9 protein-coding genes are annotated in these 15,018 nt (G+C 49.9%); 4 read left to right on the top strand and 5 right to left on the bottom strand.

The features are described from left to right. Positions 1-436 precede the first annotated feature (436 nt). The 4 genes from HMPREF0670_RS13615 to HMPREF0670_RS13600 all read left to right on the top strand — a co-directional run bounded on the left by HMPREF0670_RS13615 (position 437) and on the right by HMPREF0670_RS13600 (position 7,448). Positions 437-1,639, top strand: a complete 1,203-nt coding sequence (locus HMPREF0670_RS13615; protein WP_044078350.1) for a sugar MFS transporter — start codon at positions 437-439, stop codon at positions 1,637-1,639. A gap of 265 nt (positions 1,640-1,904) precedes the next feature. Further along, positions 1,905-3,740 (top strand): SLC13 family permease, encoded by a 1,836-nt coding sequence (locus HMPREF0670_RS13610; RefSeq protein WP_009231727.1) that lies wholly within the window; start codon positions 1,905-1,907, stop codon positions 3,738-3,740. A gap of 198 nt (positions 3,741-3,938) precedes the next feature. Continuing rightward, positions 3,939-4,949, top strand: coding sequence for a class II fructose-bisphosphate aldolase (locus HMPREF0670_RS13605; protein WP_009231726.1), 1,011 nt, complete (start codon positions 3,939-3,941; stop codon positions 4,947-4,949). Between the two features lie 1,359 nt (positions 4,950-6,308). After that, complete coding sequence (locus tag HMPREF0670_RS13600; protein ID WP_009231725.1) at positions 6,309-7,448, top strand: DUF4369 domain-containing protein; 1,140 nt, start codon at positions 6,309-6,311, stop codon at positions 7,446-7,448. 27 nt (positions 7,449-7,475) lie between these two features. Here HMPREF0670_RS13600 and HMPREF0670_RS13595 read toward each other — a convergent pair whose 3' ends face one another. From HMPREF0670_RS13595 to HMPREF0670_RS13575, 5 genes are all read right to left on the bottom strand, one after another. Then, on the bottom strand, positions 7,476-9,779 hold the full coding sequence (locus tag HMPREF0670_RS13595; RefSeq protein WP_255346301.1) for a GH92 family glycosyl hydrolase: 2,304 nt from the start codon (positions 9,777-9,779) through the stop codon (positions 7,476-7,478). Positions 9,780-9,813: 34 nt separating this feature from the next. Next, positions 9,814-11,667: a serine hydrolase gene (locus HMPREF0670_RS13590; protein WP_009231723.1), complete on the bottom strand. Its 1,854-nt coding sequence runs from the start codon at positions 11,665-11,667 to the stop codon at positions 9,814-9,816. A gap of 21 nt (positions 11,668-11,688) precedes the next feature. Further along, positions 11,689-12,510, bottom strand: a complete 822-nt coding sequence (gene murQ / locus HMPREF0670_RS13585) for an N-acetylmuramic acid 6-phosphate etherase (protein ID WP_009231722.1) — start codon at positions 12,508-12,510, stop codon at positions 11,689-11,691. A gap of 224 nt (positions 12,511-12,734) precedes the next feature. Continuing rightward, positions 12,735-13,574 (bottom strand): ATPase, encoded by an 840-nt coding sequence (locus tag HMPREF0670_RS13580; RefSeq protein WP_009231721.1) that lies wholly within the window; start codon positions 13,572-13,574, stop codon positions 12,735-12,737. Between the two features lie 240 nt (positions 13,575-13,814). Continuing rightward, positions 13,815-15,014, bottom strand: coding sequence for an acyltransferase family protein (locus HMPREF0670_RS13575; protein ID WP_009231720.1), 1,200 nt, complete (start codon positions 15,012-15,014; stop codon positions 13,815-13,817). Positions 15,015-15,018: the final 4 nt, after the last annotated feature.

Raw genomic sequence — 15,018 nt, 5'->3', positions numbered from 1 at the left:
AAACATTTAATTTGTATTAAAGTCCTCGGCCGTTAACATAACAAACCCTAAAAAGGGGCATAAATCTAGGAAAACGTTTGCAAAGTAAATAATAAAGAATTAACTTTGTAATGTGTTTTTCATAGTATTAGATTTAAGGTTAACAAAAGGTTGGGGCTCAGCGGAGCCCTTTTTTCATGCCTTAAAACGAACAAACCACACGTATAATCGCCCTTTTATTGCCTAATTCAAAAGATTTTATGGTCAATTTACCACATTGACTGCCTCAAACCAACCCCTTTCGCAACACAGCTCAGCTGCTTTACTTGCAATTAAACGATTGTTTTTGCGAGAATGTCACGAATTTTTATTACTTTTGTACCAATTTGATTAGCGTGCCTAGTCTACCCAACGAAACAATGGGGTAACAACTTGTTCCCTGCATCAACATATCAAAATGAACAGAAAACAAGCTTCTCTTACAGAGCGCAGATTTCTTCTGCCTTTCGTACTCATTACCACTCTTTTCTTCTTATGGGGCTTTGCCCGCGCCATCCTCGACGTGCTGAACAAGCATTTTCAAAACGAGTTACACATATCCATCGCACAGTCGGCCCTCATTCAAGTAACCACTTACCTGGGCTACTTCATCATGGCCATCCCCGCCGGGCTGTTCATCAACCGCTTTGGTTATCGTCGGGGCGTGGTATTCGGGCTTTCGCTCTTCGCTTTGGGTGCCTTTCTCTTCGTTCCAGGGGCTCAAATCGGAACTTTCGAAGTGTTCTTGGCCGCGCTGTTCACCATCGGTTGCGGCCTAACTTTCCTCGAAACGGCCGCCAATCCCTACGTTACAGAGTTGGGCGCGCCCCAAACAGCCACCAGCCGACTAAACCTTTCGCAATCGTTCAACGGTCTTGGCAGCATCTTCGCAACGTTTAGCGTGGGGTTGTTTCTTTTCCGCAGCGACAGCGAAGGGGGCAATGTTGCAATCCCTTACGTAGTGTTAGGCGTAGTGGTTTTAGCTATTGCACTGGTTTTTTCGCGCGTACAACTGCCCGAAATACAAGCCACAAGCGACGAAAACACGAGCGGTAGCGGCCTGAAAAACCTTTCAGAGCTATTTCGCCACCCCATGTTCGTATTAGGTTTGGCAGCACTTTTGGCCTACGAAGTGGCCGAAATATCCATCAATAGTTACTTCATCAACTTCGTTACAGGGCAAGGATGGATGAGCGACAAAACCGCATCGATGGTGCTTACCGCGGCATTAGCATTCTTTATGATAGGTAGGTTTGGCGGTAGTTGGGTGATGCGGCGAGTTCGTGCGCAGCTTGTGTTGTTGGTTTGTGCCATTGGTTGCGTGTGCAGCATGTGCTTGGTGTTGCTCAACCTCGGCACATTGTCGCTCGTTGGCTTGCTGGCCAACTACTTTTTCGAGGCCATCATGTTCCCCACCATCTTCTCTTTGGCACTTACAGGATTAGGCCAACTAACCAAAAGTGCATCGTCTATCTTGATGATGACGCCCGTTGGCGGTTGCGGTTTCTTGCTTATGGGGATGATAGCCGATGGCGGCAACCCCGTCTTGCCTTTCGTTTTACCGCTCGCAGGGTTTGCTGTTGTGCTGGCTTACGCGTGGAAAATGGCCAGCAAAGGCTAAGGCTACTAGTTGTTATAGGCTATCTAAGATGCCTAGAACAACTAAAAAACTAGGATAACTACGAAATCTAGAACAACCACGAAACCCAAAACAACCAAAAGCTCCACCCACGCCCGCACCCAATCCATAAAAGAACATAATATAATTGCCAATAGCCTTTTGTTCGGGATTTTATTTGTAACTTTACATCCCTATTCACCAACAACGCAGGCCACAGAGAGTTTTAAAAACACGGCCAGCAAAACACAAAACAATCGTTCAAGACATGATCACAACATTAGTTATTCTTGCCGTTTCGGTAACCATGTTCATCATCGGCCGCCTCCGTTCGGATGTAGTGGCAGTGTGCGCCATGGCTGCCCTTCTTATCTTTGGCATTCTAACCCCGACCGAAGCGTTGGCGGGGTTCTCGTCTAACGTAGTCATCATGATGGTAGGCCTATTTGTTGTGGGCGGTGCCATCTTCCAAACAGGATTGGCCAAGGCCATTAGCCAACGCCTGATGAAACTAGCAGGCGGCAACGAAACCTTCATGTTCCTCCTCGTTATGTTCACAACGGCAGTTATTGGCGGCTTTGTCAGCAACACCGGCACGATAGCCCTCATGATGCCCGTCGTTGTAAGCATGGCCACACAAAAGGGAACACACCCCGGCCGCATGCTCATGCCCCTTGCCTTCGCCAGCAGCATGGGCGGAATGCTCACGCTTATCGGTACGCCCCCTAACCTTGTGATACAAGATGTGCTAACCAAAGCAGGCCAACAGCCGCTAACCTTCTTCTCGTTCACCCCCGTGGGCATCGTCATTGTGCTTTTGGGCGTGGCCCTGATGCTGCCGCTCTCGCGCATGTTCCTTGGCAAACGCAAGCAGAAAGGCCGCGACGCGGCCAACGTTGGAAAAACACTCGACCAGCTGGTTGAAGAATACAACCTGCAACATCAACTTCGCCGATACCACATCACCCACGAATCGCCCATCGCCGGACAAACACTAGCCGAGCTAGACCTCCGCAACCGCTATGGACTCAGCGTGATGGAAATCAGAAGAAAGGCTGCACGCAGCGGGCGTTTCATACGTAACGTGAAGCAAAGCATGCCCATGCCCGACAGCATCTTGCAAACCGAAGACGTTATTTACATAACAGGCGACAACGAACACATGGACTTCTTCGCCGCAGAAATGAAACTCGAGCAACTGGACAACACGGGTATCGACTTCTACGACCTGGGAATTGCCGAGCTGGTACTTATGCCCACGTCGCAACTTAACGGCACGAAACTTAAAAATTCGGGCCTTCGCGAACACTTCAACATTAATGTCCTGGGCATCAGACGTAGCCACGACTACATCCTTAACGACCTTTCCGAAGAACGCCTACATGCAGGCGACGTGCTATTGGTTCAGGGTTCGTGGACCAATATCGGGCAACTGGCAAACGAAAACGACGATTGGGTGGTGCTGGGTCAGCCCAAAGAACAGGCCCAAAAGGTGATACTAACCAACAAGGCACCCATCGCCGGCGCCATCATGTTGCTGATGGTGGCCATGATGATGTTCGACTTCATCCCCATCGCCCCCGTAACGGCCGTCATCATTGCGGGTCTGCTGATGGTTCTCACGGGCTGTTTCCGAAACGTAGAGGCCGCATACAAAACCATTAACTGGGAAAGCGTAGTACTTATTGCGGCCATGATGCCGATGTCTACCGCCCTCGAAAAGACGGGTGTGTCGGCAGAAATATCCCATACCTTGGTAAACTCCTTGGGCAGTATGAGTCCCATCGTGCTCTTGGCAGGCATCTACCTCACCACCAGCATCCTAACGATGTTCATCAGCAACACCGCCACCGCCGTGTTGATGGCACCCATCGCGCTATCGGCCGCAAAGGAGATTGGGGCCAGCCCTTACGCCTTCCTGTTTGCCGTAACCATCGCAGCAAGCATGTGTTTCATGTCGCCGTTCTCCACGCCGCCCAACGCATTGGTTATGCGAGCAGGCCAATACACCTTCATGGACTATGTAAAAGTGGGTTTCCCCTTGCAACTCATCATCGGCATTGTCATGATATTCCTGCTACCCTTGTTCTTCCCGTTGGGCTAAAAGCAAAATGAAGAAAATGTAAAGCAAAGCTAACAAAACGTAAGCCACAGGATGATAAGCATCAATTAATGTCACTTTTCCACCAAATTGGACAATAAAAACACCTATAAATCTTTGTGTTGACAAATTAAAGCATTAATTTTGCATACGTATAAATAAGATAACGACATCACATCCAACTTTATAATAATTAAAATTATGGTAGATTACAAATCCCTAGGTCTAGTAAACACTCGCGAGATGTTTAAAAGGGCCATCAATGGCGGATACGCAATTCCGGCATTCAACTTTAACAACATGGAGCAGCTGCAAGCCATCATCAAGGCTGCTGCCGACCTCAAATCACCCGTAATCTTACAGGTATCGAAGGGCGCGCGCAACTACGCTAACCCCACCCTTCTGCGTTATATGTCACAGGGCGCTGTTGAATACGCTAAAGAACTTGGAGTAAATCACCCCGAAATCGTTGTCCACCTGGACCACGGAGACAGCTTTGAAACTTGCAAGAGCTGCATCGATATGGGTTTCTCCTCGGTGATGATCGACGGTTCGTCACTTCCCTACGACGAAAACGTGGCCCTGACGAAGAAGGTTGTTGACTATGCACACCAGTTCGACGTAACCGTTGAAGGCGAGTTGGGCGTTCTTGCTGGCGTTGAAGACGACGTTGTGGCAGAGAAATCGCACTACACCAAACCCGAAGAGGTTATCGACTTCGTTACGAAGACCGGCGTAGACTCGCTGGCTATCTCTATCGGTACGTCGCATGGCGCATACAAGTTCACCCCCGAACAGTGCACCCGCGACCCGAAGACTGGCCGTCTTGTTCCTCCTCCCTTGGCTTTCGACGTTCTCGATGCCATCATGAAGAAACTTCCTGGTTTCCCCATCGTACTTCACGGCTCGTCTTCCGTACCACAAGAGTACGTTGACATGATTAACAAATACGGTGGTAAGTTGCCCGATGCCGTAGGTATTCCCGAAGAGCAACTGCGCAAGGCTGCAAAGAGTGCCGTTTGCAAAATCAACATCGACTCAGACTCGCGCTTGGCTTTCACCGCTGCCGTTCGCAAGGTGTTTGCAGAAAAGCCTGCCGAGTTCGACCCCCGCAAATACTGCGGTCCTGCTCGCGACCTGATGACAGAACTCTACAAGCACAAGATTAAAGAGGTGCTTGGTTCTGACAACAAGCTGGCACAACTCGACTAATTTTTTAATAAGTCTTAGAGACTAATTTTTTAATAAGTCTTAGAGGATGTGCCCTCACTACCGAGGGCACATCCTCATATTTTTGCCCTTTGCCCAACAACAAGCAAACTGACAACAACAAGCAAACTGCCAACAGCAAAGAGCGGCGTGTCAACAGCCAACCAAGGGCTTTATAGAAAGCAGGCGTGCTGCATGTAAGCCCAAGCAGCGCATTAGAAATCCTTTTCTTGTCTTTAACTAACGAACCTACTTTTAGTTAAATTCAGTAATAATCCTTTACAAAACACACCCTTCTTGCCACGTGTTTCTAGCGAAAAAATAGCCTAAAAGCAGGCAATTAGCTACAAAATTCGACCTTACACGCCACCGCTTTTATCCGTTTTTCAGAATTCCGACTGCATTTAGCACCACTTTACCCTTCTAGTTAGTCACCCATTCGCATTTTTTCAGCACCCAAAAATCGGCTTTTTACCCCCAAAAACCTACTTTTTAAGAGCTTTTTACCCCTATTTTCCACCCTTTTTCAACCAATCTAAAATGCTTTAAGCCCCTGTTCGCTGTGCAATTATATACATTTCACCCTGCGTTTTGCCGCATTTTACCCTGCATTTAGCACCAAAACGCAGTGCATTTAGCGGCAAATTGCAGTGTATTTAGTGGCAAATAGCCCCAAAAGGATGCAATTGGCGGTTTATTTAAATAAATATTCATTTTGTTGGTATCAACATGCAAGTTCTTTTTGCACCAAAATAAACCTCCGCGAGAATGGATTATTTGCGCCCGAGCGGGCGATTGGTGAAGAAAAAAGGCACTCATAATGTTAAAAAACATACTTAAAACATTACAGCATTCAAGATAAAAGGGGTTAGAACGTTTGCGAATTTGCCAGTTATAGTCATACAGTATTGGATTTGAAAAGCCACAGTCGCATCGTAAGCAAGCAAAAAAACTCACTTTCCTTCGCGTAAAGGTTTATTCATTCCAGGCAACACACGCCTTGCGTGTTGCTGACAACAATTTTCCAAATGCAATTTGGTTTGACTATAAGTAGGCTAATAGGCTCTGGGGTTGGTAGGCTGATAGAGGTTAGTTTATCTGGCTACATTAGCACTTCCAGTTAAACCAAATCTTCCAGCTCTCCTAACAACATTTGGCTTTCCTCTTTTTGCAACAAATCAACATGCGTCCTACCCAAATTCATCCCCAACCAAGTAGGCACTTAGTTCCAAACTACGGGTTTACTTGTCTGCACTCCCCCAATTTTATTTTTAACGTTTCGGTAACTAAATAAAGTGCCAATCAAAGGCCTCGTTATCTCAAAAAAATCGTTATTTTTGCAAAAAAGTAAAAAGAGAAAATATGGAGAGAATAATCTTTACCCTGTTATGCACACTTTGCGCCTGCACATCTTTCGCGCAAACAAAAAACAGCTTTGTCATTACAAGCGACATTCCCGACCTGCCCGACGGCATCGAGGTGGAGCTGGAAACGGCCGAGGGTTCGAACTACGACGAAGTGGCCAGAGCCGTTGTTCAAGACGGCAAGTTCGTTCTTACCGGCCGTCTGACACATCCCACGCTTTGCACCTTGTCTACCAACAACTACAAGCTGCTCTACGCCATGGAGTCGAAAGAAGAGCCAACATGGACCTACACCCCCATCTTCGTTAGCAACACAACAATGACGGTAAAGGCCGACAAGTACAAATACTTGGCATCTAACCTGCCCATCAGCAAACACCTCTGTGTTACGGGCGGCAAAGCACAAGCTGACTTCAACGACTTCAACCAACGAAAAAACGACTCCCTAACGTGGATGAAGAAAAATCCGCAATCGCCACTGGCCATCAAAATGGCCACAGAGATGGTGCTAAACAATCGTACGCTCACCAAACGGCAGATAGAAGACATCACGGCCACCATCTTTGCCTGCCCCGAAGATTATCCACGAGTAAATGCTTATCGCCGAGCAGTGGCCACAGCAAAAGCTATGGCCGTGGGCGAATCACTTCAAGACATACCCATGTTTACCCAGAAAAACCGCACGACATCCCTACTTGTGGCCATTCCAACGGGAAAGGTAGCGTTTATTTGCTTTTGGACAACATGGCGAAAACCAAACCAAAAACTCATACCCGAACTTAAAAACATGGTGGCCAAACACCCCGAAGTGGCTTTTCTATGTGTGGCCGACGACAAGGAAGACTACCTGTGGCAAAAGTTCTTGGAACGAACGCAGCTGTCGTGGCCGCAATACCGGCTTACCAAGCGCGGCATGAAGCAGTTTACAGACACGTTTGGGCCTGATGCCACGCCCCTCTTCGTTATGCTTGCGCCCGATGGCACCATTGTGAGGGCAAGCAGCTACTTGGGCGACATGCAAAAGCTGCTAGACAAAACGGCCATGAAACTGGCTAGAGCATACGAACAACAGAAAAAAAAGGCAGGCGAACAAAGTGAGGGTACGCGTAACACCAAGCAATCAAAGAAAAAGACGTAAGCTCTTTACTTTCTTCTTTCACTGTCATCACAGGGCAGGTGTCTCGCTCATGTAAAAGTCAATTTTCGCTCCTTCGGTAATTGTCTTGTGGTTCAGCCAATGGGCTTTTTCAGGCGTACCATTAACGGTTAACCGCTTGATGTAGCGCCATTGTGGCCTGTCGGCGGTGATAACTGTTGTTTTGCCGTTCTCCAAGTGCAACGAAACCTTGGCGAAAAGCGGTGTGCCAATGGCATACTCGTTGCTTGCAGGGCACACGGGATAAAAGCCCAGAGCCGAAAACACGTACCAAGCAGAAGTCTGCCCGTTGTCTTCGTCGCCGCAATAGCCGTCGGGGTGTGCGCTATAAAGCCTATCCATCACCTCGCGAACCCAATATTGGGTTCTCCAAGGCGCGCCACTCCAATCGTAAAGGTACGTCATGTGCTGTATAGGCTGGTTTCCATGGGCGTAATTACCCATGTTCATAATCTGCATCTCGCGTATCTCGTGTATCACTTGCCCGTAATAGCTGTCGTCGAACAGGGGCGGAAGGGCGAAAACAGAATCGAGCATCGCCGTGAAAGCCTTGTTGCCGCCCATCAACGAGATAAGGCCGCGTGGGTTATGAAACACCGACCACGTGTAATGCCAGCCGTTTCCCTCGGTGAAAACATCGCCCCACTTCAATGGGTTGTAAGGTTTCTGCCACTCGCCGTTCTTCTTTCGGCCCCGCATCAGGTTGAACTCCTTACTAAATAGGTTGCGATAGTTCTCGGCGCGGCGTTCAAATTCGGCCCATTCTTTCTTTGGTTTGCCCAGTGCCTTACCCAATTGGGCGATGCACCAGTCGTCGTAAGCATACTCTAAGGTGCGTGCAGCACTCTCGTTAATGCCCACATCGCAAGGCACATAGCCCAGCTTGTTGTAATATTCGTACCCCAATCGGCCCGTAGAAGGCACTTGCGGATGCACCGCTTTCGTGCCATGCACCACAGCTTGCCACAGCGTTTCAACGTCGTAACCGCGTATGCCCTTGATGTAAGCATCGGCAACCACCGATGCAGAGTTGTTGCCCACCATGCAATTGCGATGTCCTGGGCTCGCCCACTCGGGTAAAAAGCCGCTCTCCTTATAGGTGTTCACCAGTCCCTCTTGCATCTCGCGCGCCATAGAAGGGTACATCAGGTTCACCAAAGGGAAAAGACTGCGGAATGTATCCCAAAAGCCCGTGTCGGTAAACATCGTTCCTGGAAGCACTTTCCCGTTGTACGGACTGTAATGCAGCGTGTCGCCACTGGCCGAAATCTCATAAAACTTGCGTGGGAAAAGCGTGGAACGATAAAGACAAGAGTAAAAAGTGCGCAGGTTATCAACGTTGTTGTCTTCCACGCTGATGCGCCCCAGCACGTCGTTCCAGCGTTGCCTACCCTTTTGCAGCAGCGTTTCAAACGAATTGTTGCCCAATTCGTTAAGGTTTTGCATGGCTTGCGCCTCGCTGATAAACGACGAGGCCACACGCGCATGCACCTGTTCGCCACGCTTGCAACTGAAAGTAACGATGGCTCCTGCATGGTTGGCTTGCAGCTCTTGCTTGTCGGCAGCAAGTAGTTTCTTACCATCGGCCAAACGCGCTGCGGCAAAGTCGTGGTCGAACACGACAACAAAATAGTTCTTGAAGTTATCGGGTACGCCCCCACTGTTCTTGGTGGTGTAGCCCACAATGGTGCGTTTGTCGGGCAATAGCCTGACGAACGAACCCTTGTCGAAAGCATCTACGATGACGTTTGCCGAGTCGGTCTTCGGAAAAGTAAAGCGCATCAGGCACGCACGCTCGGTAGGTGCCATTTCGGCCGTAATGTCGTAGTCGGCCAGGTACACCTTATAATGATAGGGTTTAGCTGTTTCGGCCTTGTGCGAGAACCACGAGGCGCGCCCTTCTTCATCGAAAATGGGCTTACCCGTTGTGGCCATGATGGCGAATTGGCCGTAATCGTTAATCCACGGACTGGGTTGGTGTGTCTGTTTCAGTCCCCTTATCTTGTTGGCCTGATAGCCATAGGTCCACCCATCGCCCATCTTCCCCGTTTGCGGTGTCCAAAAGTTCATGCCCCAGGGCATGGCCGTGGCGGGATAGGTGTTGCCAGTAGAAAGCTGAAACGTGGACTGCGTGCCCACCAACGTACTTACATAATCAACGGGTTGGCGCTGTGCCATGCCTGCACTGGCAGAAATAAAGGCAAATGCCAAGACAGATAACTTCTTCATTGCGTTGTGATATTGGGCAAAGCGAACAGCATTTGGCCTTAACCCACCCACTGTTCGCTTTGCTGTTTTTATATTTTTAGGCATTACTATAATAGGCATGCGCCAGCAGCCAAACCCCTTACAGGTGCGGTTTAAGCAACTTTACCCACACATCATAGCCCGCTTTGGTGAGGTGCAACCCATCGTAAGTTAGCTCGGCACGCATAATGTTGGTGCCAGGCTCGGTGAAATGGGGATAGAGATTGATAAACGTCAGTCCCTTTTCGCGTGCCAAAGCCTCGATGCGCGCATTGATTTGGGGTATCATGTCGGTTTTGCCTTGCAGCCGTTTCCATCTCCCCGTACTCTCGCGAATGGGCAAAAGGCTCTGCAACACCAGCTTTGTTTTGGGCGTTTGTGCGCGGATATGGTCCACCAATGTGCGTATGTCCGTCATTAAGCTATCCACCGTTACATCGTGACTAACGTCGTTTATGCCGATTAGCAAGAAAATCTTAGCAGGCTTGTGGGGCGTAATCTGATACAGGCGAGCATCAACGCCCAGGGCCACATCGCCACTAATGCCGCGGTTACGCACGTTGGGTTTGCCCAATTTCTCAGCCCAATCCTTTCCCCCTTCGGTAAGGCTGTTGCCCAACATCACAATATCGGTGGAGCGTATGGGCGGTTCGTCCTCGAAAGTGCGCATCCTTACGTAGTAATATGGGGGGAATGCGGCGGGTTCGTTGGTTATGCTTGCAGCCACGGCATTGGCTACTTGGGCGCGCAGGCGTATCACATTAGACGCGTCTACGGGGTGAACACTGTTGCAAAGCAGAATGATGGAGAGGTCGTTAACGGGGTCGATAACGATAGATGTGCCTGTGTAGCCCGTGTGTCCGTAAGCCTCGGAACTTAGCAAGTCGCCCTGATTGGAGGCGTATGCCGAACTAACATCCCAGCCAAGGCTGCGCCCAAAGCTGTTGAAGTTTTGCGGAACAGAACGCATGGCCTTCACCGTTAGCGGGCTAAGGATGCGCTTTCCGCCCCATGCGCCTCCGTTTTGGAGCATGGCACAGAGCGTGGCCACATCCTCGGCTGTGGAAAACAGCCCGGCATTACCCGACACGCCACCGTTGAGCGTGCAGGCCAAGGGGTCGTGTACCTGCCCTTGTTTCACCACGCCGTTGGGCTGTCGTTCGGTAGGAGCGATGGGCGTAAGGCCTGCTTGTTCGCCGTTTGCAACCCAACGCGGTTGAGAAGTGTTGACCAACTTGCCGCTCTTGTCCGACGTGCAGGGCAAGAAGTCGGTGTGTTTCATGCCCAGTGGGATGAAAATGTTGTTGGCCGCGAAGGTGCGGAGCGATTGTCCCGTAATGCGTTCTACGATGTTTTGCAACGTGATGTAGTTCAGGCAGCTGTATTGCATGTCTGAACGCGGCCTAAATTCGCGTTTGCAACCGGCGATGTAGGCCATCAGTTTTGCAGGGTTGGGCTTGCCGTCGGCCTCGGCTAAGGTTTTTACCGGGGCATAAGCAGGCAGTCCCGAGGTATGCGTAAACAGGTCTTCAACGCGTATTGTTGCACTATCTTTACCTTCGCCATGCCAGTTTTTGAACTCTGGCAGGTAATTGCTGACGGGGTCGGAAAGGCGCAACAGCCCTCGCTCCACCAGCAACATGGCCGAAATGGCCGTTGCCATAGGCTTGGTACACGATGCCATGTCGAACACCGTTTGGGTGGTCATGGGCAGTGTAGAGGGATAAGTTTGGCGGTTGCCATAGGCTTTAAGGTAGGCCAATTTGCCGTGGCGCACCACAGCCAGCACCGCCCCAGGCGTTTTTTTGTCGCGGATGGCGCGCAATATAACCTCGTCGGCAGCGCGCAGACGCGCCAAACTCATGCCCACCTCTTCGGGCGAAGCCGTGGGAACGTTGTTGGCCCAGACGTTAAAGGTAAAGGCACAAAGTGCCAAGAGCAAAATCCTAAACATCGTTTGTCTTTGTTTTAGAGGTTACTCGTGTGGACGTTTATATTCTTCTAAGGCCTTTTCTACCGACCCATGCAGCAAAAGCAGACTCTTAGCCTTGCCATATCCCAGGCCAAGCATCTCAACAAGCATGCGTGTTCCGCGGTCGATCAGCTTTTTGTTGCTTAGCTGCATGTTCACCATCTTGTTGCCTTTTACGCGGCCAAGCTGTATCATCACGGCGGTTGAAATCATGTTGAGTATCATTTTTTGGCCCGTTCCCGACTTCATTCGCGAACTTCCCGTAACGTATTCGGGACCAACCACCATCTCGATAGCCACATCCGACTCGGCTGCCATTGGCGAATCGGGGTTGCTTGTGATGCAAGCGGTAAGTATGCCGTGCTCTCTGGCACTGCGAAGGGCACCCACTACGTAGGGCGTTGTGCCCGATGCGGCAATGCCAATGACGGTGTCTTTCTCGTTGATGTTAAACTCCGTGAGTTCGTCCCACCCACGTTCTTCATCGTCTTCGGCATTTTCCACAGCATTACGAAGTGCCGTATCGCCACCAGCAATGAGGCCAATGACCAGCGTTTTAGGCACGCCGAAGGTGGGTGGCAGCTCGCTAGCATCTAGCACGCCGAGCCTTCCGCTCGTTCCTGCGCCCATATAAAAGATGCGTCCACCGCGTTTCATGCGCGGCACAATTAGTTCTACAAGTTTCGCCACTTGTGGAATGGTCTTCTCAACCGCCTCTGCCACCTTTCGGTCTTCGGCGTTGATGTCCCTCAACAATTCTTCTGCCGTCTTGGTTTCGAGGTTGTTGTAGAGCGACGGCTGCTCTGTTATCTTTGTGAATGACATAATGATTGTGGGTATAAAAGCCTCACCGGCAACCTGCTACCAGCCTCACCCCCGCCCGCTCTCCAAAGGGAGAGGGGGAGTGATGTGCTGTGTGATGGCTTTGTATTCTATACTTATTTACTTGTGCTAGCTTTGCTTACGATGCTTGTTTGCCTTGTAGCTGCATTGTGTAGTTGCACTGCATACTACTCCCCTCTCCCCTTGGAGAGGGGCTGGGGGTGAGGCTATGAATGATATTCCACCAATCCTTCCATCGGACTTTTCATTATCTGCCCCAAGGTTACGCCCAATATCTGTGCTGCTTCGGCCACCTCGTTGCGGTAAACATCGGCAATGGAGCCGATACAATTCATGGCGTGCGTGTTGTAATCGTACTGCAGCACGTTGCGACGAATAAACGATTTGAAAGCGTTAACCAACAATTGGTGCACGGCAGGGTGCTCGCGATGGCGCGAAAGGAACGGACTGAAACCGGCAAGGAACCTACTTGGGAAGGGTTGACGATAAACATGGTCGATGATGTCGGCCATGCTGGTATCGTATTCTTCGAAGAACGCCGCCTTCAAGTCGCCTGGGAACTGATTTTTAAGTATGTCGCCCACCAGTCTTTTGCCAAGATTCGCCCCGCTACCTTCGTCGCCGAGGATGAAACCTAGTGCAGGAACGTTGAACGAAATGCCCTTGCCATCGTAGAAACAAGAGTTGGAACCTGTGCCCAAAATGCAGGCAATGCCCGGTTGGCGACCGCAAAGGGCATGGGCAGCAGCCAAAAGATCGGAGTTTACCTCAATGGTAGTTGCGGTGGGAAAGCAACGCTCAAGACTTTCTTTTACTAGTGGCGACTTCTCTGGTGTGCATCCTGCGCCATAGAAATACACGGCAGCGGGCTGTTCGTTGGGCAGCTGGGGCAAGAGGCTTTGGCGTATCTCGTCTTCCATTTGGTCTTGCGACTGAAAGAAAGGGTTCATGCCCTTGGTTTCGTAGCGCGCTTGTTGCTGTCCGTTTTGCACAACGCACCAGTCTGTTTTGGTAGATCCGCTATCGGCGATGAGTATATATTGCATAAGATTTTATTTTTAATTGTTTACGAGATTGCTAATTCTGTATCGGGAGTTAAGGGGTTATGGAGTTAAAGGTGTTAAGCCAATGGCCTTTGAACATTTGGGTTGATGGGTTCTTTGGCTTGCGGGTTTTAAGTCGCTTTTCAATTCGAGTTGATGATAAGGCAATTGTTTGGGTTCGCCTAAAACAATTTGTCGACAACTCATGAACGCAATAACTCAAAAACTTAAAAACTCAAATTCTCACAACTTAATGTATATCTTCCGCTTGTACAGTTGATAACCAATAACCCAATTGAGGGCGATAAAGAGTAGCGAATAGACTAGCGAACCGCCGTATTGCCCGAAGACGGGGGACAACAACTGCGAGTAGACAAAGCCAACGACATTCATCTGCTTGTCGCCAACGGGGAAAGTGAATGCGCCGAAGACAATGGCGAAGAAGTCGCTCAGCACGAAAAGGAAGAGCGGATTAACGCCGAACACCTCGAAAAACTTGCTCCACGACTTCTTACCCTTAACGTCGATAATCCATGTTAGCAGGGCTAAGAGCATGGATGCTAGTCCGCAGGTAACCAATACGAAGGTGGGCGACCACACTTTCTTGTTGATGGGGCAACCATAGCTAAGCAAATAGCCCGCGAAGAGCAACGACGTACCCACAACGAACAACGGAACAACCTTGGTTAGGGTGATGTTGGTGCGTGCATCAAGCTGTTGCTCGCCAACATCTGCCTTGCGGAAAAGCAAGCTGCCAATGATAAAGCCCAACAGCGTGTGCGCTATCGAGGGCAGTGTGCTCAGCAAACCTTCGGGGTCTATGCCGTTGTCGTGATACATGTGGGCATCGGTAAGCACGGCACGGTCGGCAATCGAGAGGATGTTTGTCTCGTCGTAGGCGAATCCGTTGCCTGCCATCAGTATAACAAAATAGGTTAACAGCAAACCTACAATGATGTAGGGCAAGTGCTTATGCCGCACGGTGATGGCCAACAATGCCGTTATGCCGTAACAAATGGCCAGTCGTGCAAGCACGCCCGTTAAGCGAATTTTGTCGAACGACCATACCATGTACCACAATTGGGAGAAGAAATCGGCCCCTTCTTGTGGACTGTTCCAGCGGTAGCAGAACTTGGCAAACCAACCTATGGCCAAGCCTACGAGGTAGATTAGCACCATACGCTTGACTATCTTGTACACGGTGGCGCGGTTGCAAGCAAAGTCGAACTTGCGCATGGCGATGTAAATGCACATCCCCATCACACACATAAAGAAGGGAAAGACAAGGTCGGTGGGTGTCAGTCCGTTCCATTCGGCATGTTCAAGCGGTGCATACATGTAACTCCAACTGCCTGGATTGTTCACGGTTATCATGCCCGCGATGGTTAATCCACGCAAAATGTCAATGGATAAAATCCTACTGGTGGTCTTATTCTTTTCCATAGGT

It is taken from the genome of Prevotella sp. oral taxon 317 str. F0108 (assembly GCF_000162415.1).
Lineage (GTDB): Bacteria > Bacteroidota > Bacteroidia > Bacteroidales > Bacteroidaceae > Prevotella > Prevotella conceptionensis.
The sequence above is the reverse complement of the archived record's forward strand: the minus strand, read 5'-3'. Positions and strand labels throughout refer to the sequence as shown.

What these genes read in the sequence shown, in the direction of transcription:
- HMPREF0670_RS13610 (WP_009231727.1), top strand. Translation starts at nt 1,905, where the DNA reads ATGATCACAACATTAGTTATTCTTGCCGTTTCGGTAACCATGTTCATC.
- HMPREF0670_RS13615 (WP_044078350.1), top strand. Translation starts at nt 437, where the DNA reads ATGAACAGAAAACAAGCTTCTCTTACAGAGCGCAGATTTCTTCTGCCT.
- HMPREF0670_RS13590 (WP_009231723.1), bottom strand. Translation starts at nt 11,667, where the DNA reads ATGTTTAGGATTTTGCTCTTGGCACTTTGTGCCTTTACCTTTAACGTC.
- HMPREF0670_RS13575 (WP_009231720.1), bottom strand. Translation starts at nt 15,014, where the DNA reads ATGGAAAAGAATAAGACCACCAGTAGGATTTTATCCATTGACATTTTG.
- murQ (WP_009231722.1), bottom strand. Translation starts at nt 12,510, where the DNA reads ATGTCATTCACAAAGATAACAGAGCAGCCGTCGCTCTACAACAACCTC.
- HMPREF0670_RS13595 (WP_255346301.1), bottom strand. Translation starts at nt 9,779, where the DNA reads ATGCCTAAAAATATAAAAACAGCAAAGCGAACAGTGGGTGGGTTAAGG.
- HMPREF0670_RS13605 (WP_009231726.1), top strand. Translation starts at nt 3,939, where the DNA reads ATGGTAGATTACAAATCCCTAGGTCTAGTAAACACTCGCGAGATGTTT.
- HMPREF0670_RS13580 (WP_009231721.1), bottom strand. Translation starts at nt 13,574, where the DNA reads ATGCAATATATACTCATCGCCGATAGCGGATCTACCAAAACAGACTGG.
- HMPREF0670_RS13600 (WP_009231725.1), top strand. Translation starts at nt 6,309, where the DNA reads ATGGAGAGAATAATCTTTACCCTGTTATGCACACTTTGCGCCTGCACA.